Consider the following 20,759-nt stretch of genomic DNA (forward strand, 5'->3'; position numbering starts at 1 on the left):
GCTGCGGCGGGATTTTTGTTTTATAGCACGAGACTTAAACGATTCGCTTAATAAGAGATTTCAAATCCGAGCGTAATGGTTCGCCCCGGATCCGGCATGCTGACCACAGACCCCGGACGCACTTGATAACGATCGGTCACGTTGTTGACCGCAAAGAACAGCTGGGTGTTGGCATTCAACTCGTACTGTGAATAGAGATCAATCGTGTAATCGGACGGAATTTCAAGGATCGGATTGGCCGCCGTGCCCGCCAACCAATCACTAGGGTTTGATTTGCCTGAGTGATAAGAAACTTTCACCCCAGAATCGAGCGTATCGTTAAAGAATTTCGTACCCACATTCAGGTACAAATTCTGTTTTGGCGGAATACGCGTTGGGGTTAATCCCCATGCAAATCCGAGCGAATTACAGGTATCACTCTCCGCGTATTGCGCTTGTTGAACGGAACAAATCTTTGTCTCGCTGTACAAGGTCGCCGCGAAGTGGGTGTACAACCAAGCATATTGGTAATGAGCCCCCAACTCCCAACCAGAGAGTTGCAACTTATCATAATTGGTGAAGGTAAAGTTCGCCTGCCATTCAGACATACCCGGGGTTTTCGCCAATCGTCCACCTGAAATGAAGTCTTTAATACTGTTGCGGAAATAGGACACCGACAGATTCAAACGATCATCCTGCAGCACACTGTCCGACGCCATAAATTGCACGCCAACCTCATTGTTCCACGCTTGTTCCGGTTTGATCGGGTTGTATGGGTTATAGCTGAACACCTCATTTGATAGCGTTGTTTCATACAAGCTCGGCATACGATAAGTGCGTGAGGATTTCAAAAACAGCTGAGTGCTAGGTGTTAAGGCGTAGGTGAACTCACTGAGCAGATCGAGCTTCTCCTTGTAGTCTAACTGCTGCTTGGTTTGATAATCGGTTGACTTGGCATTGTGCAGATTGAGGCCAAGCTGAACTCTCAACGGCGAGTAATCGATATCCGCATTTGCAAACAGGTTCTGCGCCGTGCGTTTTCCGTGGCGGGAAGTCACCGTCTTGGTAAAGCGGGTTTGCCCATCTTCTTCGGGAGATAAACGCTCATTCTGCTGAGCCAAACCATAATTCAGCCTGACTGGCCACTGAGTCAGTAAGGTTTCATTGGTCAGACTCAAACCAGAGCGATCATTGTGATATGCATGAAAATATTGCTCCGCGTTGGTTCCTAGCGCCCAAAGCCCATTGTATTGCGCCAGATCAGCCTCGGTGTACCAAAAGTTAGCATTCAAATTGAGCCAAGGATGATCCGGTTGGTAATAGTAATTGGCGCTGTAGGTATTCACTTTGGCGGTTCCTAGCCCCCACTGCGGCATTCTGTCTTTGCCATCGGGGTATGGGTTCCCTTCCCAATCTTCTGAAGATTTGTACCAATACGCCATCAGCACTTCACCCGCTTTTTGCGCATGGTGACGGTAATTAAAATCGGCATTGTGTGCCGTGCCAGTGTCGCTCGCGAGTTTGAACAGCCAAGAGTCACTCTCAAAACTGGTATTGACGACTTCTTGCCCTTGCCCAACAACAGGCTCTTGATACTCCTCATAACCTTTCTTGCCAGCGAAGTGATTGCCTTTTGAACGCTTACTGTACGCCAGTACCGTATTGAATGATTCGGCCTGATAGCCCAATCCAAGCATAAGTGAACCGTGTTTAAATGCAGAATGCTCACCTCGCTCATCAAGCGCGTATTGGCCTTGTTCCGAGTAATCACTCGAAACATCAGGCGTCCGATTGTGGTTATTGGCGCGTGCTTTCAGTACCACACCGAAGGCTTGATCATCTTTGATGATGTCTTTGATACCCAAGGTCGTGGCATTCACCACACCGCCCACCGCGCCACTGGCATAAGGTGAACTCTCAATCGTTGCCCCTTTATTGACGGTCAATGAACTGAGCAAATCGGTATCAATATAAGTGCGATCACTCACCCCTTGATAGCCACGAGAGGTATGAGTGGACTGCAAACTCCCATCAATAAAGATCGGCACACGCCCCTCGCCCTGCACACCACGGATGCCAATATCCAATGCCCCCGCTTCATTGTGCATGTTATTACTCTGCACACTCGTGATGCCGGAAAAAATATCCGCGTTGGCAATACTGCGCACTTTATCTAAATCAGAACGAGTACGTTGATCGGTGGGAATCGATTGACCATGAACCGTAACGGTTTCATCGACGGCTTGCTCGGTATTCTCTTGTGCTTGAACGACACTACTCAAAACGACAGGAAGAAGAGTGAACAAAGGTTTCAACTGCATAATTTGATCCTTGTCAAAAATAAAGCACGAATACTGATGCAATTGATAACCATTATCAACAATTTGTAATAATGATTTTAGTGACCTTGCTCCCACAAATATTCATACGATCAATCGTTTGCGCACGATTTACTCTGATTGAGCCATTTATCGCCACCGAACAAAAGCAAAATTAGCAATCGATTGCTTAATGAATTCTCCTGAGTCAATGCTCAGATGGAGCGATCAACTGGCTTTTCTCTCGTGTTAGAGCGACAATCGCGCCACTCGTGAGCCAAGCTCAAATCAAAGCAACACAGAAGTAGAACCACCGCAATGATCACCTCTTCCACCGTAATTATTGGATTGCACAACCCGAAAAGCCCAACCAACGTCGGCGCAGTAATGCGTGCCGCTGGCTGCTACAACGCCACTCAAGTGCGTTACAACGGTACGCGTTATGCTCGCGCCGTGAAATTTCAGACCGACACTCAAAATAGCCATGAACGTATTGGATTGGTCGAGATGGACGATCTCACTGCGGGATTGGATAGTGAAGTCAAAATCGTCTGTGTCGAGCTGGCGGTAGGTGCAACTGCGCTGCCTCACTTTACCCATCCAGAACAAGCGATTTATCTGTTTGGCCCCGAAGATGGTTCGCTGCCGCAAGAGGTGGTTGATCAAGCGCATCATGTGGTTTACGTGCCCACCCACGGCTGTATGAACCTCGCCGCCACCGTCAATGTTGTGCTGTATGACCGTTTAGCCAAAAGCCTCGGTGAGATTGACGATCAAGCACAAGTGATCGCCAATCGAGATAATAAAAATCGGTTGAAGGTGAAAAGCTAAACCGCGTTCACTTTTTACGTTTAACGATAACAAAAATGCTTTATGCCCCTCCCCCTTCTAGGGGGAGGATGGGAGGGGGTATTCCACGCCAGCCTTACGCCCGCCTAAGGGGCTGGCAACGCATTAACACAAAACTCAATCACAACAACCGAAACCACCGCGGCTCATTGGGACTGGAAACGCTACGCGTTGACAGTCCCTCTTGAGGCGTTTGTTGTGCCGCTAACCAAAGCGTGAAGCCAGTTTTTTATAGACAGCATCTTTGTCACGTTTACCGACAGCAAGGACATAGACAACTATCTCGTCGTCAATAACCTCATAAGCTAAACGATAGCCCGCCGTACGAAGTTTAATCTTGTAAACAGCGTCGTATCCTCGAAGCTTAGCCGAAGGGACATGCGGATTTTCTAACCGTTCCTTTAACTTCTTCTTGAACTGACTCTGAATTGTCGGAGCTAACTTACTCCATTCCTTTTGCGCAGCCGGCAGAAACTTTAACTTATAGGTCATCAATATTTACTTCCACAGCTTGTGATAAGTCCGCTCGGCGGCTATCGACAATTTGGGAAAGCTCATAATCATCGAGCATATCGATGAGATACTCATACGTTTCCGCTGGCACAAGGTAAGCCGCTGGCTTGTTGTGGTTTAAAATTGCAATTGCAGACCCATCAGCCTCATTCAACAAAGCTGTTGGGTTCTTCTTTAACTCTGAAATACTTGCAGAGCAATTCGCTAAAACTTGTCTCATAAAACACCATATAAGCATCAAAATAAGACCTAATTTTAGACCTTAATTTAATTCTGTGATAGTTGTTTTTTTGCGATTGCGGCACAACGCCCGCCTAAGGGGCTGGAAACGCATTACCACCAAACTCAAACACAACAACCGTAACCACCGCGGCTCAATGGGACTGGAAACGCCGCGCGTTGACAGTCCCTCTTGAGGCGTTTGTTAGGGCGCAAATTCTTTAAGGTTGACCACAAAGTCCAATTGAGCCAATATGTATAGACCATATGAACCAAAAGGATCACTATTATGGCTAATACTACACTCAAAAGCTTTAAACCTAAGCCATCTTACCAACCTAACTTTTGGTATACACTTGGCATTGAAGACGAAGACACATCAAAGAATACCGCTATACATCAAGGTTTTAAACCGATTGTCTATCGCAATATTGTTGAGAAAGCCAAATTGTCTCAGAGCGAGTTTCATAACGTTACTCTTATCCCAATCAGCACAATAAAGCGTAGACTCAAGAATGAAGAGCGGTTCAGCACTCAAGAGAGTGATGTTATGTATCGCCTTGCCATGCTTATCAAACTTGCCACTGACCTTTTTGGTAATGAACAGCGCGCATTAGAATGGATGCGTGAGAATATCTATGGTCTTAACGGAAAGCGTCCACTAGATATGATTGCAACAACTGTCGACTTCGAAACCGTTAAAGATCTCATTGGTCGTGTTGAGCATGGAGTCTTCTCTTAATGAAGATGTACAGGCTCACTCAGAAGAAATTTGCAGACACGCCTTTTAATCCCATGGGAGCAAAGCTATTCGGAGGACGATGGAATTCAAAAGGGATTGAAGCGCTTTATTTTGCTGAGTCGGAATCGTTGTGTGTTCTTGAGGTGTTTGTGCACATAAACAATGATCCGGAACTCATTCATAAATATGACCTTTATCGAATTGATGTGCCTGATGAGCTGATTGTGCAACTAGAAAATGAGGATCTACCAAACAACTGGAGGGCAATACCCGCCAATGAACAAACGCAAGAGATTGGAGACCAGTTTTTAAAGGCAGAAAACCCTGAATTTGCAGCACTTCAAGTTCCATCAACGATCTCCCCCAGAGACCGCAACTATGTCGTTAATCCAAATCATCCACTTATGTCCGAGATATTTAACAAAGCCGAGAAACTGGATTTCAGCTTTGATCAACGGATCTTCAAGTAGAAGATTTGAGCCCTAACGCCCGCCTAAGGGGCTGACAACGCATTAACACTAAACTCAAACACAACAACTGCAACCACCGCGGCTCATTGGGACTGGAAACGCCACGCGTTGACAGTCCCTCTTGAGGCGTTTGTTAGCTTCGTAGCCCATTGTTTACCAATGACTTTTTAAACACATTTGCTTGAAAGCAAAAGCATCACTCAAACACACGTCCAACGCCAAAAGCTGTGAAGTGAGCTGCCAAAACTTGCAGCGATCAAGGTTAAGTTGGCCACTTACTGCATTTCCGACAAAGAACGTGCGATTTCAGCGACGATGCTGCTTTTTGTGAAACCAAGCTGCCAGTGTTGAACATCCAACAACATTGAAGCATCGAGACTTGATGGTTTTCAGCGACTTTGAAACTGCTGAGCATTCAACACTTTCTACCAAGTCAGAATCAGACAAACTCGGAAGCCAACTTGTGCAATTTGAACGCTAAAAGCTTATTTTTCAGAACGATTGAGTTTGGATTTTGATGATTCCAGCCTTTAAGAAGCTAACGCCCGCCTAAGGGGCTGGCAACGCATTACCACTAAACTCAAACACAACAACCGTAACCACCGCGGCTCAATGGGACTGGAAACGCCACGCGTTGACAGTCCCTCTTGAGGCGTTTGTTATATTCGTAGCCTATTGATTAAAAAGTTGTTCTACCGTTTTCATCGGTAAGAACATACGAATACGCTCATTATGTTCGCACAATACTTCAAAGCCGAACTTCGTATAGAACGCTTGAGCGCAATCTGTCAGACAATCCACAACTATTGCGTATGCCCTCATGTGATGATTCACTTCCCATAAGTACTTCAGCGCACGAATTAGGCTGACCTTTCCAAGTCCAGAACCGTGAAATTCTTTGTGCACAGCTAACTGAGCCAACAGAAAAACAGGGATTGGATACCTCGGTAGTTTCTTTGCTAATTGTGCCGGTAATGTTTCTCGGCAGATTGAGCTCGGTGCAACACTATAAAAGGCACAAATAGCGAATTTTTGATTTAACAGTGGTTGAGCACTAGGTAAAACCATTGTTCGGCTAATACCTGCTTGCATGTGCTTTGCAGCTTGAGTTTTGATAAATGTGTTTAGCTCTTGCTCACCACAGTCAAATGAGTCGCGGTCATGCTTTGATTTACTAAGTTCTACAAACTCTTTGCCCCAACTCACTTGATACCGCTCTTCTCTGTAAATTTAACAGCTTCAAGCAAAGCTTGATTCGGTGCTTTTACTTTATTACACGCAGCAATAAACTCGTCAAAAACACTGTCTTTAACCATAATACTTTCATGCTCCTCAATAACATGAGTCGCATCTTCGTCCATAAGTCTCACCACATATTCAGTGAGACTTTTTAAACCAAGTAAAGCCGATGCCTTTTCGGCTTTTGCCTTGATCTCTTCATCAAGGCGGATATCTAAACGTGCCGTTGCCACAAACCCCTCCTACGTACGGATACATTCCGTCAGTTGGGCGATTATAGGCCAAACTTAAAGCACATTCAATTCGTACGGAAGGTTTACGGAACGAGAGAGAATATAACGCCCGCCTAAGGGGCTGACAACGCATTACCACTAAACTCAAACACAACAACCGAAACCACTGCGGCTCATTGGGACTGGAAACGCCACGCGTTGGCAGTCCCTTTGAGGCGTTTGTTATGCTTAAGCTTCAACACTTTACACTTGAAACAACTCAAAAATAAACCATTGAAATTATTAGCCAAACCATAGAGTTTCTCGAATTGGAACTGAATCAAAGTTTACTTATGAACTGACCAATGCAGAGTTTCATCCTACAAATCAGCCAATGTGGAAACCCTCTCCGACAAACCAACTCACCACACATGAGCACAACAACTCAATGAGGCAATGACACTGAAATTTACAGCGACAGACACATTGCCGTTTCATTAGGCAGCGAAAAACAATGCTCAATTGCCGACAGACTTTCAGCCCATAAGTAAAGGCACCAAATTGCTCAAAGCGACTTGAGAGAGCAAAACTCACCTCGTGTGGACGCAAAAACCCAATGAGGCAATCACTCAGAATTTACAACGCCAGACACATTGCTGCTTCATTAGGCAGCGAAAAACAATATTGAATTGCCGACAATACCTGAACGAAATGCCAGAGGAATCGACAGCGGCAAACTGCTGATTTTTATGGATTAAGCATAACGCCCGCCTAAGGGGCTGACAACGCACAAAAGCACTCAATGCATAGCAAATTCATCACAAAAACAAACGCATGGCAAAAATGCCACGCGTTGTGAGTCCCTCTTAAATGCTTTGTTAGCCGTTTATCTCACACTTGAATGATGAGACACGCTCTCTAACCTTTCTGCCAACCAAATTTTAATGATTGATTGACGTGTTACACCAATACGACTCGCTTCTCTGTCCAAGGACTCAAGCATCCAGGCTGGAAAATCCACATTGACTCGTTTTTGCTTATGCATCGGTCTTTTAGCTTGCGATAGATCCAAGTCCATTACGATATCATCGTCGTCACTTTCAAACTTGGCATCAAATTCATGCGCTTTCATAAAGGCTTACCTCCGCTTTCCGTGAACGCCGAACTGAGATGATCCTGATATTCGTACCTCGGTAGGTAATTACTCCTGACCAATGCTTACCGTTTAGTAAGCCGACAACCAAATATCTGGGCTCATCACTCGTGTTAGCAGGGATCTCGATAAGATCTGAATCATTCCACAACCCTTGAGCTGTATGAAAATCAATACCGTGCTTTTCGAGATTACTTCTGCTTTTGTTTTCATCAAATTCAAATTTAATCATGAGTAAAAACTACACCCTTTTTACTCATTAGGCAAACTTTGTTTATTGATGACGGCTAACGCCCGCCTAAGGGGCTGACAACGCATTACCACAAAACTCAAACACAACAACCGTAGCCACCGCGGCTCAATGGGACTGGAAACGCCACGCGTTGACAGTCCCTCTTGAGGCGTTTGTTAGTTTGCTTTCACCCAAATCATGCGATTTAATCATTTTAAACACTTCGCACCATGAGCTATACTCTTTCAAACTTTGAGTGAGGAGCCTAGCTATGCACACACTAACAGCAAATGATGCTAAACGAAATTTTGGTGAACTTCTTCTAAGCGCACAGCGCGAACCTGTCATCATCAGCAAAAACAGTAAAAATACTGTCGTTGTCATGTCCATTAAGGATTTTGAAGAACTTGAAGCCATGAAACTCGATTATCTCAAACACTGCTTTGAGTCTGCTCAGAAAGACTTAGATAATGGTGAAACCGTTGATGGTGCCGCTTTTCTAAACACCCTTTGATGGAGCGTTTACCTCGATATGCAAAGTAAACAATATAATCTCAGCCAATTAGCCCAAGAGCACTTACTCAAAATTAAACACTACACCATTGAAAATTTCGCTGAAGCGCAGTGGCAAAAATATAAGTCGACCTTGCTTTCAGGTTTCCAAACTCTAGCGGATAACCCAGGACTAGGAAAAAGCTGTGAAGATATTTACCAAAATGGTTTTTACTTTCCAGTTGGGAAACACATGGCTTATTACACCAAAGAAGCAGACTTCATTCTCATTGTTGCAGTATTAGGGCAATCACAGCTGCCCCAAAAGCATCTCAAACAGTCACGCTTTGTTTCTTAGTCTCCGATTGCAAACTAACGCCCGCCTAAGGGGCTGACAACGCATTACCACTAAAGTCAAACACAACAACCGAAACCACCGCGGCTCAATGGGACTGGAAACGCCACGCGTTGACAGTCCCTCTTGAGGCGTTTGTTATATTTTCGTTCTCAACTCTAACGTGATAGAACGTTGAGCATTGCCAAAAATCATTAAATAACCGATATTTCTCGGCTCTCTAAAACAGTCGCAGCTTCTGCTCGCTCAATAATTTTCAACAATACCGATTGAATCGCTTCATCTTCACGGGCATCTTTGTCACTCGTAAATCTCTGAATTTGTGGTTCAGCGTTTTCTTCAGGAACGAAAGTGATGACTACTTCGGTCGCCAAATCGGTCGTTTCACCGAAATACTCTAATGATATTTGCGGATAACCTCTGAAACCTCTTTGTACTCGTTTCAATATGCGTTTTTTCGCTTTATCCACGTTCATGATGAATCCTTTTGATGGTTGAACTGAAAAGAAATATAACGCCCGCCTAAGGGGCTGACAACGCACACCACAAAACTCAAACACAACAACCGTAACCACCGCGGCTCAATGGGACTGGAAACGCCACGCGTTGACAGTCCCTCTTGAGGCGTTTGTTATGCAGTTGGTTTACATAAATGCTGCTATTTTACGGTAAAACCAAACTATCGCTTGGTGGCAACTGTCTTTGTTGAGACAATCCTCACCGTTATTTCTACATCAACGGACAACTATGAAACTCTTAGTTCGCAACCTTGCTCGCACCACAACTGAGCACGACATTCGTAAACTGTTTTCTGAACACGGCTCTGTGACCGAATGCACTCTCATTTTAGACCAAGAAACTGGTCTATCGAAAGGCTTTGCTTTCGTCGAAATGCCAGAGGCTTCAGAAGCAAAAACGGCAATTGCAGCACTGAATATGGCAAACGTTGCCAAAAGAGCATTTAACCAATCCATCTTTTCTGGGGTAAGCCAATTTTTCACTTCTGCAGTTAACTCCCAAACTAATGGAAGACCAAGCTCGTATGAAGCCCCTGCTCCTAACAATAATGCTTTCATAACAACCTTATTTTTATCGAGAAAACTTTAGGCACTTAACGCCCGCCTAAGGGGCTGGCAACGCATGACCACTAAACTCAAACACAACAACCGAAACCACCGCGGCTCAATGGGACTGGAAACGCTACGCGTTGACAGTCCCTCTTGAGGCGTTTGTTAGCCGTTTTTTTTACACAACCAAAGAAAAATGATGGCAACCAATAATAAATCCTTCTCGAAGGTAAAATTTGTGCGCTAAAAAACGCTGTACACCGGAATCAAGATGAATTTGGCCACAGCCTTCTTCTATTGCATAACTTTTAAACCAATCTATGAGCAGTTTGCCGACACCTTTTGAACGAACTTCTGAATTTGTAACCAAGTCATCAATATAGATATGTTTGCCCCAGGCCAACTTTTCACAAATACAAAATCCAGCAACACCCAATACAGCATCACCTGATTTTACATACGCAACTTTATAGCCATTCGACTGCTGTTTAAGTATTTGTGCAGACAGAGATTCCAAATCAAAATCTGGACGAAGTGTCAGTAGTACTTCTGCAACTGACCTCAAGTCAGTGCTATCTTTCAATAGATGAACTTTCATATTTCCTCGATGACGGCTAACGCCCGCCTAAGGGGCTGACAACGCATAACACAAAACTCAATCACGACAACCGAAACCACCGCGGCTCAATGGGACTGGAAACGCTACGCGTTGACAGTCCCTCTTGAGGCGTTTGTTAGCTTCGTAGCCCATTGTTTACCAATGATTTTTTAAACACATTTGCTTGAAATGCATTTTACGCAAAAGCATCACTCAACACACGTCCAACGCCAAAAGCTGTGAAGTGAGCTGCCAAAACTTGCAGCGTTCAAGGTTAAGTTGGCCACTTACCGCATTTCCGACAAAGAAAGCGCGATTTCAGCGACGATGCTGCTTTTTGTGAAACCAAACTTGCCTTGTGGAACATCCAACAACCTTGAAGCATCGAGGCTTGATGGTTTTCAGCGACTTTGAAACTGCTGAGCATTCAACACTTTCTACCAAGTCAGAATCCGACAAACTCGAAAGCCAACTTGTGCAACTTGAACGCTAAAAGCTGATTTTTCAGAACGATTGAGTTTGGATTTTGATGATTCCAGCCTTTAAGAAGCTAACGCCGCATTAAGGGGCAGCCAACGCGACTACCGAGCTTCCGCATAACACTGTACCCACAAGAACCAACGCATACTAAAAATGCCACGCGTTGGCTGTCCCTCTTAAATGCTTTGTTATGTTTACTTTCTTGGCCATGGATTATCAGGCTCAACGTGTATCATAGGTTTATCATTAGAGCCTTTACCCTGACTGCGCTCTCTACCACTTGGGCTGCCCCGCCAGTGACCTTTGTCTGAATCACCACGAGATGCTTCACCACGCCAAGCACCGTCTTTATCGCTACCCTTTGAGGAGCCTTTATCTACATTGTTACTTTCTTTTTTTGCCATTTCAGATACCTTGGGGAACAAAGAAATTTTCAGGTGGATAAGCTTTGAGAACCTCATCAACACACTTTGTTTTTACAGTTTTATTTTCGGTATTCTCAGGAGATTTACAGACTAGAGTCGCATGTTTTTCCATAATCTCATGGAACTTGTCTTTGTGAGTTTCATTGTATTCTCTAGCAGTACTGACACCGACTTTTAGTCGTATCAATTCATATGACAAAGCTCGATATTCACTGAGAACCTCTTCATATAGACGCACTCTTTTGGTAATACCTAGGATTGGTTTCGCAACAGATATAACTGCGGAGATAACCAAAAATGATTGCCAAAAATAGCCAGCAAAGCCCTCATGCCATAAAGTCAAACTAGCTATAGCAGATGTCGAGGCCGTTGCAGCGATTGTGAATTCCATGAAATTGTTAATTCGCACATATTTTTGGAGCCTGTATCCAAAATATTTTTCATTCAACTTTGCTGTTCTTAGCAAATCATAAACTTCCCAAACGGGATGATCCTGTTTCAAGTTACCTCCTGTAAACATAACGCCCGCCTAAGGGGCTGACAACGCATAACACTAAACTCAAACACAACAACCGTAACCACCACGGCGCAATGGGACTGGAAACGCCGCGCGTTGACAGTCCCTCTTGAGGCGTTTGTTATGCTTAAGCTTCAACACTTTACATTTGAGCCAACTCAAAAGTAAACCACTGAAAATATTGACCAAACTTCAAATTTTCTTGAGTTAGAACTGACTCAAATTTTACCTATGAACTGACCAAAGCAGAGTTTCATCTATCAACTCAGCTAATGTTGAAACCCTCTCCGACAAACCCACTCACCACACATTGGCACAACAACTCAATGAGGCAATAACACTGAAATTTACAGCGACAGACACATTGCCGTTTCATTAGGCAGCGAAAAACAATGTTCAATTGCCGACAGACTTTAAGCCTGTAAGTAAAGGCACCAAACTGCTCAAAGCGACTTGAGCCAACAATACTAACCCCGCGCAGACTCAACAACCCAATGAGGCAATCACTCAGAATTTACAGCGTCAGATACATTGCTGTTTCATTAGGCAGCGAAAAACAATATTGAATTGCCGACAAAACCTGAACGAAATGCCAAAGAAATCGACAATTACAACCTGCTGATTTTTATGGATTAAGCATAACGCCCGCCTAAGGGGCTGACAACGCATAACACTAAACTAAAACACAACAACCGAAACCACCACGGATCAATGGGACTGAAAACGCCGCGCGTTGACAGTCCCTCTTGAGGCGTTTGTTAGCTGCCTTTAGTCAGTTGGTTCAATAATGGTAGCGACACGAAATAACCGTTATTGCATTATCATCAACAGCATAAACCAGTCTATTTGTATCATCGATCCGTCGAGACCAAAAACCAGATAGATTTTCCTTTAGAGGCTCTGGTTTACCAATGCCTTCAAACGGTGAACGCTTAACATCATTGATGATTTTATTGATCCGCTTGAGTGTTTTTTTGTCTTGTGTTTGCCAGTACAAGTAGTCATCCCAGGACTCATCTGTCCATGACAGTAAACGACTACTCATCAATCAGATCTCTTTGGGTAACTTTTCCCGCTTTGAACTGGGCAATGGAACGGTTTAGATGTTCAGCGTTCGCTGGAGAGCGAAGCAAATGTACGGTTTCCATTAGACTATTGTAATAATCCAGCGACATAACCACGGCATCTTCTGAATCACGTCGAGTGATGACGGTTGTATCCGCATCATTCACAACGGCATCCAAGACTGCTTTTAAACTATTCCTAGCTTCTGTAAAAGAAACGATTCTCATAGAACCTCCCACATGTACTGTTTACGGAACAATTATAGTATTTAGAAATCAACTTGTACAGCTAAAGGAACATATTCGCCAGTAGGCAGCTAACGCCCGGTTAAGGGGCAACCAACGCTACTACCAACTTACCGCATAACACCGTAATCACAAAAACCAACGCACAATAAAAATGCCACGCGTTGGTTGTCCCTCTTGAACCGTTTGTTATATTTTTTGATCATACCCCTGTTTATGGCTATGTTTTTCAAAGGCAGAAATATTCTTCACTAAATAAACCGTGCTTTCATCTATATTTTGACCAATCGAGATTCTTTTCAGAAAAAACAATATATTCATCCATGTTTTCATATGATCATAGCTTAGTTCCGTACACAGTTGAGTTACGGCCATTAATAAATCCAATTCAAAACCAGCCAACTTTTTTGCTTCTTCGTAAAAGTGGCTATCAACACTTTCTTCGGCAATTTTAGCGCCAAGCAAGTCAAATAATCTTTGATTTTCTATATATTTATCCGCATGAAACTTAAATTCAGCACAAGTTTCATCATGCTCAATTTCAACATCCTCAAAAATTCGGCGAATTAAAATTCTTAGCTGATGCCTTAAACGGTGTTCAATTTCAACTTTTCTTTGGAAATCCAGACGCTTTTGTTCTTTTTCTATACGACTTCGCTCAACTTCCCTTATGACATCGATTACAAATAGAAATAGTAGAACTTCGATCACCATGCCAGACAGCTCTGGCAATAAATTTCCTGTAAAATATTCCCATAATGGGAAAGCATTTCTATCGTCAATTACTACAACTGTTGGATATATTTCCAACGTTATTCTAAGCAAGCTTAAAAAGAGTAAAATTAAACCTATGTAAACATTCTGCATTCCTCTACTTGAATCAAGGAATAAACGGAGAATCATTTTTCTCACCAATTTACCTCATATATAACACCGAAGGCTGAACAAAAATATAACGCCCGCCTAAGGGGCTGACAACGCATTACCACAAAACTTAAACACAACAACCATCACCACTGCGGCTCAATGGGACTAGAAACGCCACGCGTTGGCAGTCCCTTTGAGGCGTTTGTTAGCACACACTGGTTACATAACGCACTCTTTCGCCGTTTTAGCTTGTGCCACACCTTTTTCGATAATTGCTAACACTTGATCGTTCTTTACTGATGATACGATTTTATCTAGCAAGTTCTCCGCTGTTGCTTCCGAAGAAACGTCAACTAAGCAACTGTAGGAATTAGAAATTTTCTCTGTAGCGGCAACAACTGCTTGGTGATCGTTGAAATCGGTCTTAATCAACGAATCTATTGATTGAGTAAACTCTTGTGCTTTTTGAGTCGCATCACCAAGAACGTCAAGATTAAGATCTTGCAAATTTAGTGAGTCCGCTTTCTGCTGCAAGCTATCTACAGCTTTATTTGCTGCTGCTTGAGCTTCATCAATCGCTTTAGTTGCATCATCGCAACCCACTAAAGCAGTCATAACAGTCAGTACCATTAACGATTTTTTCATTTTCAGCCTCTCAAATAAAGGTTACGTCTCGATACTAAACCAAGGCAAAAAGCCATTGAACAGAAATACCGTAACAGAATACAAGCTCCGGCTTATGAGATGTGTGTGCTAACGCCCGCCTAAGGGGCTGACAACGCATTACCACAAAACTCAAACACAACAACCGTAGCCACCGCGGCTCAATGGGACTGGAAACGCCACGCGTTGACAGTCCCTCTTGAGGCGTTTGTTAGTTTGCTTTCACCCAAATCATGCGATTTAATCATTTTAAACACTTCGCACCATGAGCTATACTCTTTCAAACTTTGAGTGAGGAGCCTAGCTATGCACACACTAACAGCAAATGATGCTAAACGAAATTTTGGTGAACTTCTTCTAAGCGCACAGCGCGAACCTGTCATCATCAGCAAAAACAGTAAAAATACTGTCGTTGTCATGTCCATTAAGGATTTTGAAGAACTTGAAGCCATGAAACTCGATTATCTCAAACACTGCTTTGAGTCTGCTCAGAAAGACTTAGATAATGGTGAAACCGTTGATGGTGCCGCTTTTCTAAACACCCTTTGATGGAGCGTTTACCTCGATATGCAAAGTAAACAATATAATCTCAGCCAATTAGCCCAAGAGCACTTACTCAAAATTAAACACTACACCATTGAAAATTTCGCTGAAGCGCAGTGGCAAAAATATAAGTCGACCTTGCTTTCAGGTTTCCAAACTCTAGCGGATAACCCAGGACTAGGAAAAAGCTGTGAAGATATTTACCAAAATGGTTTTTACTTTCCAGTTGGGAAACACATGGCTTATTACACCAAAGAAGCAGACTTCATTCTCATTGTTGCAGTATTAGGGCAATCACAGCTGCCCCAAAAGCATCTCAAACAGTCACGCTTTGTTTCTTAGTCTCCGATTGCAAACTAACGCCCGCCTAAGGGGCTGACAACGCATAACACTAAACTCAAACACAACAACCGTAACCACCGCGGCTCATTGGGACTGGAAACGCCGCGCGTTGACAGTCCCTCTTGAGGCGTTTGTTATGCTTAAGCTTCAACACTTTACATTTGAACCAACTCAAGAATAACCCACTGAAATCATTGACCAAACTTCGAATTCTCTTGAACTAGAACTGGCTCAACTTTTACCTATGAACTGACCAATGCAGGCTTTCATTTAGCAACTAGGCCAATGTGGAAACCCTCTCCGACAAACCAACTCACCACGAATGGGCACGACAACTGAATGAGGCAATGACACTGAAATTTACAGCGACAGACACATTGCCGTTTCATTAGGCAGCGCAAAACAATGCTCAATTGCCGACAGACTTTAAGCCTGTAAGTAAAGGCACCAAACTGCTCAAAGCGACTTGAGCCAACAATACTAACCTCACGCAGACTCAACAACACAATGAGGCAATCACTGCGATTTTTCAGCGCCAGATACATTGCCACTTCATTAGGCAGCGAAAAACAATATTGAATTGCCGACAAAACCTGAACGAAATGCCAAAGGAATCGACAATCACAACCTGCTGATTTTTATGGATTAAGCATAACGCCCGCCTAAGGGGCTGACAACGCATTACCACTAAACTTAAACACAGCAACTGCAACCACCGCGGCTCAATGGGACTGGAAACGCCACGCGTTGACAGTCCCTCTTGAGGCGTTTGTTATATGCCGCTACGACTTTCCCAGATATGGATCTAAAAAAGCGCTAACCTGACTGCTACATAACCCAATATCTACTTGTATGCCGGCTTGCTCAAGAATTTGAATCCCGCGTCCACTATTGCGTAGATCTGGATCAAGTATTGAAACTACAACATGTTTAATACCTGACTTTACGAGAGTTGCTGCACAAGCAGGTGTTCTACCAATAAATGAACAGGGCTCTAGTGTTACATAGGCTGTCACACTGTCCATATCGCCTGAGTATGCTTCAAGTGCTTGCACCTCTGCATGGTTACCGCCAATTTTTTGAGTGAAGCCCTCGGCTACAATACTGCCGCCTTTAACTAACACACAACCAACTGGTGGATTAGGTAGGCAATTTGGTAAAGCAAACTTAGAAACTTCCAAAGCTCTAAGCATATGTTCTTCTGACATTATTTTGGAGTTCCCATTTCAGGCATATAACGCCCGCCTAAGGGGCTGGCAACGCATACCACTAAACTCAAACACAACAACTGCAACCACCGCGGCTCAATGGGACTGGAAACGCCACGCGTTGACAGTCCCTCTTGAGGCGTTTGTTAAACTGCATTTTCAAGACTATAATGACCCAATTAAAGACCACATAAAGGACCGATTAAATGACCACTAGAATCCTAGCTGATGTTGCAGCAAGCATTACCGAATTTAAAGCAAACCCAATGAAAGTTGCAACTAGCGCCTTCGGTGCTCCTGTTGCTGTACTCAACCGAAATGAGCCGGCTTTCTACTGCGTCCCTGCAAGCACCTATGAGATCATGATGGATAAGCTTGAAGATCTTGAGCTACTGGCTATTGCCAAAGAACGCTTAAGTGAAGACAGCGTATCGGTAAATATCGATGACCTATAAGCTTGAGTTCAAAAAGAGTGCTTTGAAGGAATGGAAAAAGTTAGCCGTACCACTCCAACAGCAGTTCAAGAAGAAACTAATAGAACGCCTTGAAAATCCACATGTTCCATCAGCCAAACTGTCTGGCGCTGAGAACATTTATAAAATAAAACTTCGGCAGTCTGGTTATCGCTTAGTCTATCAAGTTGAAAATGACATCATCGTAGTTACTGTTTTAGCTGTCGGTAAACGAGAACGCAGCGAAGTTTACACTAAAGCGCTGCAACGGCTAGACGACTGATGCAGTTTAACGCCCGCCTAAGGGGCTGGCAACGCATTACCACTAAACTCAAACACAACAACCGAAACCACCGCGGCTCAATGGGACTGGAAACGCCGCGCGTTGACAGTCCCTCTTGAGGCGTTTGTTATGCCACCGCCACTCCGTACTTAGAAGTAATATCTACCACCAAGATAACCATTGCCAAAACTGGTAGTTACGCTGTCAACTTCGACCTGAGCTGAGCGATAGCCAATCATGATGTCCATCGACCTGTTCACTTTAAAACCAAGCTCTATGCCCAATTGATAACCTAACTCGGTTTCAGACTCTGCAATATTATTTATGGGAGATTTGGCATCGACTTTCACTAAACCAACACCACCAAATGGAGCAAGATAAACATCACCAAATTCATAGTTCACAAATAGCTTCGGTTTAACGTTAACAAACACCCCACTACCCGAAACATCTAGAATATTTGAATAATTCACTTTACCAAGCTGACGATATTCAGCCTCTACGTCAATGCTAACCTGTTTGTGAGTCGTAAATTCATATCCAGCAGAAAGCCCAAAACCAGACTTACCAAAATCACTATTCTCTTCAAGTGATATTCCACCACTTTCCAACATAATAGTGTTCGCAAATGAAAGCCCCAGACCAATATAAAACTCTCGTTCTGGCTCGTTGATACTCGATTCTGTACTCGCGTACACATTTTGCGCAAAAACCATACAACTCAAAAACGCCAAATTTGATAATTTCATTTATTTCCTTATAGAAAAGTTAATTGAAGGTGGCATAACGCCCGCCTAAGGGGCTGACAACGCCTACAACTAAACTCAAACACAACAACCATAACCACCGCGGCTCATTGGGACTGGAAACGCCACGCGTTGACAGTCCCTCTTGAGGCGTTTGTTAGTTGCCCTACACCAACACCAGTGCTAACATTCGTACACACAACAAAGGAGCTCACCATGGATACTAGAATTCAATTTCGTGTAGACGAAGAAACAAAACGTTTAGCTCAACAAATGGCTGAAAGCCAAGGTCGAACTCTTAGCGATGCTTGTCGTGAACTCACTGAACAATTAGCTGAGCAGCAACGCAAGGCATTATCTCACGATGCATGGCTAACTGAACAAGTGAATCAAGCATTTGAGAAGTTCGACTCAGGAAAAGCAGTATTCATTGAACATGACATCGCCAAAGCACGAATGGCTGAACGTAAAGCTAAAATCCGAAATCGAGGCCACGCATGATTTTCTGGGAAGAAGCATCTCTCAATGATCGTGAGAAAATTTTCGAATTTCTCTACGACTTTAACCCAGCAGCCGCTGAAAAAACGGACGAGGTCATAGAAGCCAAAGTCGAAAATTTGCTTGAGCAACCACTAATGGGTGTTCAGCGTGATGGCATTAGAGGCAGATTGCTTATTATCCCTGAGATATCAATGATCGTTTCGTATTGGGTTGATGGTTCTAAAATTCGAATAATGCGTGTACTACATCAGAAACAAAAATTTCCAAACGACTGATTTGTTGCTGATTGGCAACTAACGCCCGCCTAAGGGGCTGGCAACGCATTAACACAAAACTCAAACACCACAACCGAAATCACTGCGGCTCAATGGGACTGGAAACGCCGCGCGTTGACAGTCCCTCTTGAGGCGTTTGTTATGTACGTGCGCTTTGTTCCAGCGAAACAAACAACGGCTTTACAAATTTTGCTTCTTCTTGATAACGATTTCTCGTGTCCCAAAGATCAACTGCATGTTGAATATTAAGCCAAAACTCTGGTGTATTACCTAGTGCCGCTGCTAACTTGATTGCTACCGGAGCTGTTAACACACCGCCATTAATCAAATTACTCACCGTATTTCTGTGTACGCCCATCGCTTCAGCGAGCGCTTTTGATGTGATGCCCATTGGTTCAAGAAATTCAACTTTTAACATTTCCCCAACGCTAACTGGACGACGTTTTGTCTTACGCATAGTCGTTACCTCAATACTTATGTGGGTCTAAGTAAGTATTTAGTGCAACACCATCAACCCACTGAAAAATCAAACGATACTGTTTGTTCACTCGAATTGAACACCAACCTTTAAGATTTCCTTCAAGATGTTCAAAACGATTACCCGGTGGAATTCTTAAGTCAGATTCAGCTTGGGCTGCATCTAAGATTTCCAGCTTCCGAAATAGAGCATTCTCTATGCTACTTGGAATTAAACGATGTCGTTTATCATCCTCGTAAAACTGCTCTAACCACTTATCTTTAAATTCTAATGCCATTGCAACTTGCACTGTCTCATTGTGCATCCATAGACAAAGACTAACGCATAATAACACTGTGCACAAGTTTGATTTGTAGGAAGGATTTTAGAAAAGTACATAACGCCCGCCTAAGGGGCTGACAACGCATTACCACTAAACTCAAACACAACAACCATAACCACCGCGGCTCAATGGGACTGGAAACGCCACGCGTTGACAGTCCCTCTTGAGGCGTTTGTTAGCCGATTTTCAGATCCAGTTTGAAATTACGGATGATTTTCTCATCCAAACAGCTTCGCAAAAACTTATTCATCGCTGTCATATCATTGGAGCTGTAAAAATCGAGCATCAGCGTATTAAACTCTTGTTGACGCTTTGCTTGAACATTGATGATCGGAAAACCATTAGCTAAAAGGATCCCATTCATCATAAAACGGCCAGTACGCTTATTGACGTCCCAAAAAAATTGGGCTCGGGCCATTTGTAAAAATGCAGTGATCGCCTGATCGTAAATATCAGCCTCATTGCCTACTTGTTGCTCAACCTCAATCCACTTTGCATCCAACTCATCCGGAGCTGGAGGTTCATACTCAGAGCCCGTTATAGAAACATAACCCGAACGGAATTTTCCCCACTCCAATGCCTCTTCTTGCCCGGCTATGTTGTGAATTTTTAAGGCTATTTCTTTATTAAATTTAAACTCTCCACGATCGACTAAAGCAAAGATAAATTCCCATGCTTTAGCTTGGTTCATGGCCATGTTTTGATCACTGATTCGATGACCACCGACAGTGATCCCATCAAGGATGGTTTGTACCTCTGGCAAAGTCATTGCAACACCTTCAAGGTTCACCGCATCATAAACCAGAGCAGGCACATCTCTTTTAGCAAGCTGCTTAGCCAAAGCTATATTTGGCTTCATATGCCAAGTGTTATCTGAAAATGCTGTCATAGCGATATTCTTCAATTTAA

34 protein-coding genes and 4 pseudogenes are annotated in these 20,759 nt (G+C 43.5%); 12 read left to right on the forward strand and 26 right to left on the reverse strand.

The window, feature by feature from the left end; all coding sequences use genetic code 11:
* Positions 1–47: 47 nt before the first annotated feature.
* Entirely contained in the window at positions 48–2,402 is a 2,355-nt protein-coding gene (locus tag R4537_RS02405) for a TonB-dependent receptor domain-containing protein (RefSeq protein ID WP_080483412.1), read from the reverse strand.
* Between the two features lie 213 nt (positions 2,403–2,615).
* Here R4537_RS02405 and R4537_RS02410 point away from each other — a divergent pair, with 213 nt between their 5' ends.
* On the forward strand, positions 2,616–3,128 hold the full coding sequence (locus R4537_RS02410; protein ID WP_071178873.1) for an RNA methyltransferase: 513 nt from the start codon (positions 2,616–2,618) through the stop codon (positions 3,126–3,128).
* A gap of 222 nt (positions 3,129–3,350) precedes the next feature.
* Here R4537_RS02410 and R4537_RS02415 read toward each other — a convergent pair whose 3' ends face one another.
* Positions 3,351–3,638 carry a type II toxin-antitoxin system RelE family toxin gene (locus R4537_RS02415; protein ID WP_000221354.1) on the reverse strand — a complete coding sequence of 96 codons (288 nt, stop codon included), beginning with the start codon at positions 3,636–3,638 and terminating at the stop codon, positions 3,351–3,353.
* Positions 3,628–3,879 carry a type II toxin-antitoxin system Phd/YefM family antitoxin gene (locus R4537_RS02420; protein ID WP_001250180.1) on the reverse strand — a complete coding sequence of 84 codons (252 nt, stop codon included), beginning with the start codon at positions 3,877–3,879 and terminating at the stop codon, positions 3,628–3,630. Before R4537_RS02420 ends, R4537_RS02415 begins: the two co-directional genes overlap by 11 nt.
* Before the next feature lie 288 nt (positions 3,880–4,167).
* On the opposite strand from R4537_RS02420, the gene parS reads away from it, so the two are divergent.
* Both parS and R4537_RS02430 read left to right on the forward strand, forming a co-directional pair.
* A complete protein-coding gene (gene parS / locus R4537_RS02425) occupies positions 4,168–4,620 on the forward strand; it encodes a type II RES/Xre toxin-antitoxin system antitoxin (RefSeq protein WP_071179045.1) in 453 nt (150 codons plus the stop codon).
* Positions 4,620–5,090, forward strand: coding sequence for an RES family NAD+ phosphorylase (locus R4537_RS02430; protein WP_071179046.1), 471 nt, complete (start codon positions 4,620–4,622; stop codon positions 5,088–5,090). The genes parS and R4537_RS02430 overlap by 1 nt, the downstream gene beginning before the upstream one ends.
* Positions 5,091–5,243: 153 nt before the next feature.
* Here the strand turns inward: R4537_RS02430 and R4537_RS02435 are convergent.
* The 7 genes and pseudogenes from R4537_RS02435 to R4537_RS02470 form a co-directional block, all read right to left on the reverse strand.
* Positions 5,244–5,427, reverse strand: a pseudogene (locus tag R4537_RS02435) (DUF645 family protein).
* A pseudogene (locus tag R4537_RS02440) lies at positions 5,411–5,455 on the reverse strand (DUF645 family protein); the annotation flags it as partial. The pseudogenes R4537_RS02440 and R4537_RS02435, both read right to left, overlap by 17 nt.
* Positions 5,456–5,762: 307 nt before the next feature.
* On the reverse strand, positions 5,763–6,296 hold the full coding sequence (locus tag R4537_RS02445; RefSeq protein WP_071179047.1) for a GNAT family N-acetyltransferase: 534 nt from the start codon (positions 6,294–6,296) through the stop codon (positions 5,763–5,765).
* Positions 6,293–6,562, reverse strand: coding sequence for a type II toxin-antitoxin system TacA family antitoxin (locus R4537_RS02450; protein WP_148537861.1), 270 nt, complete (start codon positions 6,560–6,562; stop codon positions 6,293–6,295). The genes R4537_RS02445 and R4537_RS02450 overlap by 4 nt, the downstream gene beginning before the upstream one ends.
* 366 nt (positions 6,563–6,928) lie before the next feature.
* Positions 6,929–7,150 carry a DUF3709 domain-containing protein gene (locus tag R4537_RS02455; protein ID WP_071179063.1) on the reverse strand — a complete coding sequence of 74 codons (222 nt, stop codon included), beginning with the start codon at positions 7,148–7,150 and terminating at the stop codon, positions 6,929–6,931.
* A 277-nt stretch (positions 7,151–7,427) separates the two neighbouring features.
* Entirely contained in the window at positions 7,428–7,673 is a 246-nt protein-coding gene (brnA, locus tag R4537_RS02465; RefSeq protein ID WP_000643598.1) for a type II toxin-antitoxin system BrnA family antitoxin, read from the reverse strand.
* Entirely contained in the window at positions 7,660–7,926 is a 267-nt protein-coding gene (locus R4537_RS02470) for a BrnT family toxin (protein ID WP_000589156.1), read from the reverse strand. The genes brnA and R4537_RS02470 overlap by 14 nt, the downstream gene beginning before the upstream one ends.
* A gap of 271 nt (positions 7,927–8,197) precedes the next feature.
* Here R4537_RS02470 and R4537_RS02475 point away from each other — a divergent pair, with 271 nt between their 5' ends.
* Positions 8,198–8,440, forward strand: a complete 243-nt coding sequence (locus R4537_RS02475) for a type II toxin-antitoxin system Phd/YefM family antitoxin (RefSeq protein WP_071179062.1) — start codon at positions 8,198–8,200, stop codon at positions 8,438–8,440.
* A gap of 18 nt (positions 8,441–8,458) precedes the next feature.
* A complete protein-coding gene (locus R4537_RS02480) occupies positions 8,459–8,776 on the forward strand; it encodes a type II toxin-antitoxin system RelE/ParE family toxin (RefSeq protein WP_071179061.1) in 318 nt (105 codons plus the stop codon).
* Between the two features lie 191 nt (positions 8,777–8,967).
* Here R4537_RS02480 and R4537_RS02485 read toward each other — a convergent pair whose 3' ends face one another.
* Positions 8,968–9,249 (reverse strand): hypothetical protein, encoded by a 282-nt coding sequence (locus tag R4537_RS02485; RefSeq protein WP_170826491.1) that lies wholly within the window; start codon positions 9,247–9,249, stop codon positions 8,968–8,970.
* Positions 9,250–9,520: 271 nt separating this feature from the next.
* On the opposite strand from R4537_RS02485, the pseudogene R4537_RS02490 reads away from it, so the two are divergent.
* Positions 9,521–9,727, forward strand: a pseudogene (locus R4537_RS02490) (RNA recognition motif domain-containing protein); the annotation flags it as partial.
* Between the two features lie 291 nt (positions 9,728–10,018).
* Here the strand turns inward: R4537_RS02490 and R4537_RS02495 are convergent.
* From R4537_RS02495 to R4537_RS02540, 9 genes and pseudogenes are all read right to left on the reverse strand, one after another.
* On the reverse strand, positions 10,019–10,438 hold the full coding sequence (locus R4537_RS02495; RefSeq protein WP_042988309.1) for a GNAT family N-acetyltransferase: 420 nt from the start codon (positions 10,436–10,438) through the stop codon (positions 10,019–10,021).
* Between the two features lie 196 nt (positions 10,439–10,634).
* Positions 10,635–10,787: pseudogene (locus R4537_RS02500) on the reverse strand (DUF645 family protein).
* Positions 10,788–11,112: 325 nt separating this feature from the next.
* Positions 11,113–11,322 (reverse strand): hypothetical protein, encoded by a 210-nt coding sequence (locus tag R4537_RS02510; protein WP_071179362.1) that lies wholly within the window; start codon positions 11,320–11,322, stop codon positions 11,113–11,115.
* Position 11,323: 1 nt separating this feature from the next.
* Positions 11,324–11,863: a hypothetical protein gene (locus tag R4537_RS02515; protein ID WP_071179361.1), complete on the reverse strand. Its 540-nt coding sequence runs from the start codon at positions 11,861–11,863 to the stop codon at positions 11,324–11,326.
* A gap of 262 nt (positions 11,864–12,125) precedes the next feature.
* A complete protein-coding gene (locus R4537_RS02520) occupies positions 12,126–12,374 on the reverse strand; it encodes a DUF3709 domain-containing protein (protein WP_230610801.1) in 249 nt (82 codons plus the stop codon).
* A gap of 267 nt (positions 12,375–12,641) precedes the next feature.
* A complete protein-coding gene (locus R4537_RS02525; RefSeq protein ID WP_000098716.1) occupies positions 12,642–12,905 on the reverse strand; it encodes a Txe/YoeB family addiction module toxin in 264 nt (87 codons plus the stop codon).
* Positions 12,898–13,152, reverse strand: coding sequence for a type II toxin-antitoxin system Phd/YefM family antitoxin (locus R4537_RS02530; RefSeq protein ID WP_001223794.1), 255 nt, complete (start codon positions 13,150–13,152; stop codon positions 12,898–12,900). The genes R4537_RS02525 and R4537_RS02530 overlap by 8 nt, the downstream gene beginning before the upstream one ends.
* Positions 13,153–13,359: 207 nt before the next feature.
* A complete protein-coding gene (locus R4537_RS02535) occupies positions 13,360–14,073 on the reverse strand; it encodes a hypothetical protein (RefSeq protein WP_235859125.1) in 714 nt (237 codons plus the stop codon).
* 183 nt (positions 14,074–14,256) lie between these two features.
* Positions 14,257–14,682 (reverse strand): hypothetical protein, encoded by a 426-nt coding sequence (locus tag R4537_RS02540; protein WP_148494755.1) that lies wholly within the window; start codon positions 14,680–14,682, stop codon positions 14,257–14,259.
* Positions 14,683–15,006: 324 nt separating this feature from the next.
* On the opposite strand from R4537_RS02540, the gene R4537_RS02545 reads away from it, so the two are divergent.
* Positions 15,007–15,249, forward strand: coding sequence for a type II toxin-antitoxin system Phd/YefM family antitoxin (locus R4537_RS02545; protein ID WP_071179062.1), 243 nt, complete (start codon positions 15,007–15,009; stop codon positions 15,247–15,249).
* A gap of 18 nt (positions 15,250–15,267) precedes the next feature.
* Positions 15,268–15,585 carry a type II toxin-antitoxin system RelE/ParE family toxin gene (locus tag R4537_RS02550; RefSeq protein WP_071179061.1) on the forward strand — a complete coding sequence of 106 codons (318 nt, stop codon included), beginning with the start codon at positions 15,268–15,270 and terminating at the stop codon, positions 15,583–15,585.
* A gap of 266 nt (positions 15,586–15,851) precedes the next feature.
* Here the strand turns inward: R4537_RS02550 and R4537_RS02555 are convergent, their stop codons facing one another.
* Together R4537_RS02555 and R4537_RS02560 are read right to left on the reverse strand one after the other, a co-directional pair.
* A complete protein-coding gene (locus R4537_RS02555; RefSeq protein ID WP_217631775.1) occupies positions 15,852–16,130 on the reverse strand; it encodes a DUF3709 domain-containing protein in 279 nt (92 codons plus the stop codon).
* A gap of 237 nt (positions 16,131–16,367) precedes the next feature.
* Positions 16,368–16,793: a bifunctional diaminohydroxyphosphoribosylaminopyrimidine deaminase/5-amino-6-(5-phosphoribosylamino)uracil reductase RibD gene (locus R4537_RS02560; protein ID WP_001287986.1), complete on the reverse strand. Its 426-nt coding sequence runs from the start codon at positions 16,791–16,793 to the stop codon at positions 16,368–16,370.
* A gap of 206 nt (positions 16,794–16,999) precedes the next feature.
* Here R4537_RS02560 and R4537_RS02565 point away from each other — a divergent pair, with 206 nt between their 5' ends.
* Both R4537_RS02565 and R4537_RS02570 read left to right on the forward strand, forming a co-directional pair.
* Complete coding sequence (locus R4537_RS02565; RefSeq protein ID WP_000213183.1) at positions 17,000–17,248, forward strand: type II toxin-antitoxin system Phd/YefM family antitoxin; 249 nt, start codon at positions 17,000–17,002, stop codon at positions 17,246–17,248.
* Positions 17,238–17,528 carry a type II toxin-antitoxin system RelE family toxin gene (locus R4537_RS02570; protein ID WP_000221352.1) on the forward strand — a complete coding sequence of 97 codons (291 nt, stop codon included), beginning with the start codon at positions 17,238–17,240 and terminating at the stop codon, positions 17,526–17,528. Before R4537_RS02565 ends, R4537_RS02570 begins: the two co-directional genes overlap by 11 nt.
* A 149-nt stretch (positions 17,529–17,677) precedes the next feature.
* Here R4537_RS02570 and R4537_RS02575 read toward each other — a convergent pair whose 3' ends face one another.
* Complete coding sequence (locus tag R4537_RS02575; protein ID WP_001898552.1) at positions 17,678–18,277, reverse strand: outer membrane beta-barrel protein; 600 nt, start codon at positions 18,275–18,277, stop codon at positions 17,678–17,680.
* A gap of 213 nt (positions 18,278–18,490) precedes the next feature.
* Between R4537_RS02575 and R4537_RS02580 the strand changes: the two genes are divergently transcribed.
* Positions 18,491–18,775 carry a type II toxin-antitoxin system RelB/DinJ family antitoxin gene (locus R4537_RS02580; RefSeq protein WP_000381183.1) on the forward strand — a complete coding sequence of 95 codons (285 nt, stop codon included), beginning with the start codon at positions 18,491–18,493 and terminating at the stop codon, positions 18,773–18,775.
* Entirely contained in the window at positions 18,772–19,050 is a 279-nt protein-coding gene (locus R4537_RS02585; RefSeq protein WP_000578475.1) for a type II toxin-antitoxin system RelE/ParE family toxin, read from the forward strand. Before R4537_RS02580 ends, R4537_RS02585 begins: the two co-directional genes overlap by 4 nt.
* A gap of 139 nt (positions 19,051–19,189) precedes the next feature.
* Here the strand turns inward: R4537_RS02585 and R4537_RS02590 are convergent, their stop codons facing one another.
* The 3 genes from R4537_RS02590 to R4537_RS02600 form a co-directional block, all read right to left on the reverse strand.
* Positions 19,190–19,507 carry a HigA family addiction module antitoxin gene (locus R4537_RS02590; protein WP_001232701.1) on the reverse strand — a complete coding sequence of 106 codons (318 nt, stop codon included), beginning with the start codon at positions 19,505–19,507 and terminating at the stop codon, positions 19,190–19,192.
* Positions 19,508–19,517: 10 nt separating this feature from the next.
* Complete coding sequence (locus tag R4537_RS02595; RefSeq protein ID WP_001162670.1) at positions 19,518–19,805, reverse strand: type II toxin-antitoxin system RelE/ParE family toxin; 288 nt, start codon at positions 19,803–19,805, stop codon at positions 19,518–19,520.
* Positions 19,806–20,025: 220 nt separating this feature from the next.
* Positions 20,026–20,739, reverse strand: a complete 714-nt coding sequence (locus R4537_RS02600) for a Fic family protein (protein WP_210942360.1) — start codon at positions 20,737–20,739, stop codon at positions 20,026–20,028.
* Positions 20,740–20,759 lie beyond the last annotated feature (20 nt).

It is taken from the genome of Vibrio paracholerae (assembly GCF_037672085.1).
GTDB classification, from domain to species: Bacteria; Pseudomonadota; Gammaproteobacteria; order Enterobacterales; family Vibrionaceae; genus Vibrio; species Vibrio cholerae.

What these genes read in the sequence shown, in the direction of transcription:
- R4537_RS02410 (WP_071178873.1), top strand. Translation starts at nt 2,616, where the DNA reads ATGATCACCTCTTCCACCGTAATTATTGGATTGCACAACCCGAAAAGC.
- R4537_RS02415 (WP_000221354.1), bottom strand. Translation starts at nt 3,638, where the DNA reads ATGACCTATAAGTTAAAGTTTCTGCCGGCTGCGCAAAAGGAATGGAGT.
- R4537_RS02420 (WP_001250180.1), bottom strand. Translation starts at nt 3,879, where the DNA reads ATGAGACAAGTTTTAGCGAATTGCTCTGCAAGTATTTCAGAGTTAAAG.
- parS (WP_071179045.1), top strand. Translation starts at nt 4,168, where the DNA reads ATGGCTAATACTACACTCAAAAGCTTTAAACCTAAGCCATCTTACCAA.
- R4537_RS02430 (WP_071179046.1), top strand. Translation starts at nt 4,620, where the DNA reads ATGAAGATGTACAGGCTCACTCAGAAGAAATTTGCAGACACGCCTTTT.
- brnA (WP_000643598.1), bottom strand. Translation starts at nt 7,673, where the DNA reads ATGAAAGCGCATGAATTTGATGCCAAGTTTGAAAGTGACGACGATGAT.
- R4537_RS02470 (WP_000589156.1), bottom strand. Translation starts at nt 7,926, where the DNA reads ATGATTAAATTTGAATTTGATGAAAACAAAAGCAGAAGTAATCTCGAA.
- R4537_RS02475 (WP_071179062.1), top strand. Translation starts at nt 8,198, where the DNA reads ATGCACACACTAACAGCAAATGATGCTAAACGAAATTTTGGTGAACTT.
- R4537_RS02480 (WP_071179061.1), top strand. Translation starts at nt 8,459, where the DNA reads ATGCAAAGTAAACAATATAATCTCAGCCAATTAGCCCAAGAGCACTTA.
- R4537_RS02485 (WP_170826491.1), bottom strand. Translation starts at nt 9,249, where the DNA reads ATGAACGTGGATAAAGCGAAAAAACGCATATTGAAACGAGTACAAAGA.
- R4537_RS02495 (WP_042988309.1), bottom strand. Translation starts at nt 10,438, where the DNA reads ATGAAAGTTCATCTATTGAAAGATAGCACTGACTTGAGGTCAGTTGCA.
- R4537_RS02510 (WP_071179362.1), bottom strand. Translation starts at nt 11,322, where the DNA reads ATGGCAAAAAAAGAAAGTAACAATGTAGATAAAGGCTCCTCAAAGGGT.
- R4537_RS02515 (WP_071179361.1), bottom strand. Translation starts at nt 11,863, where the DNA reads ATGTTTACAGGAGGTAACTTGAAACAGGATCATCCCGTTTGGGAAGTT.
- R4537_RS02525 (WP_000098716.1), bottom strand. Translation starts at nt 12,905, where the DNA reads ATGAGTAGTCGTTTACTGTCATGGACAGATGAGTCCTGGGATGACTAC.
- R4537_RS02530 (WP_001223794.1), bottom strand. Translation starts at nt 13,152, where the DNA reads ATGAGAATCGTTTCTTTTACAGAAGCTAGGAATAGTTTAAAAGCAGTC.
- R4537_RS02535 (WP_235859125.1), bottom strand. Translation starts at nt 14,073, where the DNA reads ATGATTCTCCGTTTATTCCTTGATTCAAGTAGAGGAATGCAGAATGTT.
- R4537_RS02540 (WP_148494755.1), bottom strand. Translation starts at nt 14,682, where the DNA reads ATGAAAAAATCGTTAATGGTACTGACTGTTATGACTGCTTTAGTGGGT.
- R4537_RS02545 (WP_071179062.1), top strand. Translation starts at nt 15,007, where the DNA reads ATGCACACACTAACAGCAAATGATGCTAAACGAAATTTTGGTGAACTT.
- R4537_RS02550 (WP_071179061.1), top strand. Translation starts at nt 15,268, where the DNA reads ATGCAAAGTAAACAATATAATCTCAGCCAATTAGCCCAAGAGCACTTA.
- R4537_RS02555 (WP_217631775.1), bottom strand. Translation starts at nt 16,130, where the DNA reads ATGTATCTGGCGCTGAAAAATCGCAGTGATTGCCTCATTGTGTTGTTG.
- R4537_RS02560 (WP_001287986.1), bottom strand. Translation starts at nt 16,793, where the DNA reads ATGTCAGAAGAACATATGCTTAGAGCTTTGGAAGTTTCTAAGTTTGCT.
- R4537_RS02565 (WP_000213183.1), top strand. Translation starts at nt 17,000, where the DNA reads ATGACCACTAGAATCCTAGCTGATGTTGCAGCAAGCATTACCGAATTT.
- R4537_RS02570 (WP_000221352.1), top strand. Translation starts at nt 17,238, where the DNA reads ATGACCTATAAGCTTGAGTTCAAAAAGAGTGCTTTGAAGGAATGGAAA.
- R4537_RS02575 (WP_001898552.1), bottom strand. Translation starts at nt 18,277, where the DNA reads ATGAAATTATCAAATTTGGCGTTTTTGAGTTGTATGGTTTTTGCGCAA.
- R4537_RS02580 (WP_000381183.1), top strand. Translation starts at nt 18,491, where the DNA reads ATGGATACTAGAATTCAATTTCGTGTAGACGAAGAAACAAAACGTTTA.
- R4537_RS02585 (WP_000578475.1), top strand. Translation starts at nt 18,772, where the DNA reads ATGATTTTCTGGGAAGAAGCATCTCTCAATGATCGTGAGAAAATTTTC.
- R4537_RS02590 (WP_001232701.1), bottom strand. Translation starts at nt 19,507, where the DNA reads ATGCGTAAGACAAAACGTCGTCCAGTTAGCGTTGGGGAAATGTTAAAA.
- R4537_RS02595 (WP_001162670.1), bottom strand. Translation starts at nt 19,805, where the DNA reads ATGGCATTAGAATTTAAAGATAAGTGGTTAGAGCAGTTTTACGAGGAT.
- R4537_RS02600 (WP_210942360.1), bottom strand. Translation starts at nt 20,739, where the DNA reads ATGACAGCATTTTCAGATAACACTTGGCATATGAAGCCAAATATAGCT.